The sequence below is a fragment of the Mesorhizobium sp. BAC0120 genome, from assembly GCF_033542235.1.
Lineage (GTDB): Bacteria > Pseudomonadota > Alphaproteobacteria > Rhizobiales > Rhizobiaceae > JAWRCU01.
Map to the genome: position 1 here is coordinate 1 of NZ_JAWRCU010000043.1, position 2431 is coordinate 2431.

Below are 2431 nucleotides of genomic sequence, written 5' to 3' on the forward strand. Positions count from 1 at the left end.
TCGACGGTTGTAGCCGAAGGGGCGTCGGGCGACTTCGCCAAGCCTCGAACCGGATGGCCATCCGGTTCGAGGCTCAGTCGCTTCCATCGCACAGAAATCTTTCCGCGCAGATACAAGGGGCAGCGCCGACGGTCAAAATCTACCATCGTCGGCATCATCCGCAATTCGAGGTTGGAGAGCGCGCCCGATGTGTTTGGCGATCTGCGCCTGCCGCTCGACAACAGCCGGCAAATGTCATTGAATCGTCATCAAAGCGTCATGTGGCCGGAGATTCGTGGTCATGCTTCGGGCGATTGCATTGGCTCGTGCCGCCATAGGCGCGGCAACCTTCCTAACGATTTCGAGTGCCTTTGCAGGCGACCTGACATCGGCCGAAATTCAGAACGAACTGGTCGGCCGGCAGATTGTCTGGTGGGAGGATGGTGGCTGGCTCATCGGCCGTCTCACGCTCGGGCGGAACGGGTCGGCCGAGATCTCAATCGACCGCCCGGAGCCGCAGGCCGATGTCGGCCACTGGGCCTTCCGCGACGGCGAGCTTTGTACCGAATGGAGCAGGATTCGCTCCGGCGCCGAGAAATGTTACAGCCTGCGGCGCGCCGCCAACGGCCGTTTCGTGACCAGCGGCGGCAACATCTTCGAGATCCGCGAAGCCGGCGTCTGAAGACTCGGCGCTGACGCGAAGTCGCTATTGGACCGGCGCGCAACTTCGCGTCGGCCAACTTCGCGTTGGATTGTCGTCATACTGTCACAGGATCGCAAACTGACTGTCATCCGATCTCTCTAGGGAGGCCAGTAGCGGGCGTCGGGCTCGCGCCACCTTCCTCATGGAGATGACGAATGAAACGACTGATCCTGCTTGCGACGGCGGCCACCGCCATCGCTTCGGGCGCCGGCGCCGCCGAGCGCACGAAATTTGAGTTCTGGTACGGGTTGACCGGCGACCTGGGCGAGGTGGTGCAGAAGCACTGTCAGCTCTTCAACCAGTCGCAGGACAAGTACGAGGCCGTCTGCACCGGACAAGGCGGCTACGACAAGGCCGAGCAGAACACGATCGCCGCCTACCGCGCCAAGCAGCAGCCGACGGTCGTGCAGATCTATGACGCCGGAACCGTGAATTTCATGCTGTCTGGCGCAATCTATCCGGCCAGCAAGTTCGCCAAGGACTATGATATCGATATCGATTGGAAGGCCTATTTCCCCGGCATCGCCAATTACTATGCGACCTCGGCCGGCGAGATGTGGTCGTTCCCCTACAACTCCTCCTCCGCTGTCTTCTACTGGAACAAGGACGCCTGGGCGAAGATCGGCAAGAATGAAGCGCCGAAGACCTGGGCCGAGTTCGGCGAGGACCTCAAGGCTTTGAAAGCGGCCGGCGTCGAATGCGGCTTCGCGTTCAACTTCGATACCTGGATGGACCTGGAGCAGTTCTCGGCGACCAACAATATACCGATCGCCACGCTCGACAATGGCTATGGCGGCCTCGGCGCCGAGCTCGTCATCAACAAGACCGCCTTCGTCGACCACATGAAGGATTTCAAGGCCTGGCTCGACGCGGGCTACGCGAAGATCCAGACCCCGCAGGTCGGCAAGAACCTCGTGCAGGCTTTCGCCGACGGTACCTGCGCCTCGACCACCGAATCGATTGCCAATCACGGCACGATCAAGAACACGCAGGTCCAGGGTCTCAACTGGGGTGTCGCCATGCTGCCCGTGATCGACGCTTCGAAGCGCACCAACTCCCTGGTCGGCGGCGCTTCGCTGTGGGTCATGCAAGGCAAGTCGAAGGAAGAATACGAGGCCGCGGCCGCCTTTCTGAAATATGTGACCGCGCCCGATACCGGCGAGAAGTACATCGCCGAGAATACCGGCTATATCCCGGTCACGACCAAGGGCTTCGACCTGCTGAAGTCGAGCGGCTTTTACGACGATCCGAAATATGCCGGACGCGAGGTCGCGATCCAATCCTTGACGGCTTCCGATGTCGGGCCGCTCTCGCGCGGCATCCGCCTTGGCAACTTCACCTCGATCCGATCCGAGATCCGCGCCGAGCTTGAGGCGGCCTTCACCGGCCAGAAGGACATGCAGGCCGCGATCGACGCTGCCGTCGACCGCTCGAACCAGATCCTGCGCCGCTACGAGCAGACCTACAAGGGCGCTGCCCTGCCCTGATCGTTGGGCTCACCACCTCGGCGGGAGATGCCGCCTACCGTGGCGCCTCTTCTCCCCATCCACAGGCAGGGCAATCGCGCATGAGGTCGACCTCCACTCCGGTTCGCTTCGCGAAACACCTCTCCCCCGGTCGACGCAGGGCTGTCCGGGGAAAATTTCTGGTGAATCGAAATGCCGCAGGCGCATGCCCCGCAAGACGGAGATTTTCCGTCTACCTTCTGGTTGTCGAGACTCAGAAAGGGGACGGGGCATGCGCTTTTCA

The 2431-nt window shown here is 61.6% G+C and carries 2 protein-coding genes; both read left to right on the top strand.

Annotated elements, in window-relative coordinates:
• Positions 1-280: 280 nt before the first annotated feature.
• Positions 281-661, top strand: coding sequence for a hypothetical protein (locus SAZ10_RS33480; protein ID WP_318613881.1), 381 nt, complete (start codon positions 281-283; stop codon positions 659-661).
• A 176-nt stretch (positions 662-837) separates the two neighbouring features.
• Entirely contained in the window at positions 838-2169 is a 1332-nt protein-coding gene (locus SAZ10_RS33485) for an extracellular solute-binding protein (RefSeq protein WP_318613882.1), read from the top strand.
• Positions 2170-2431 lie beyond the last annotated feature (262 nt).

What these genes read in the sequence shown, in the direction of transcription:
- SAZ10_RS33480 (WP_318613881.1), top strand. Translation starts at nt 281, where the DNA reads ATGCTTCGGGCGATTGCATTGGCTCGTGCCGCCATAGGCGCGGCAACC.
- SAZ10_RS33485 (WP_318613882.1), top strand. Translation starts at nt 838, where the DNA reads ATGAAACGACTGATCCTGCTTGCGACGGCGGCCACCGCCATCGCTTCG.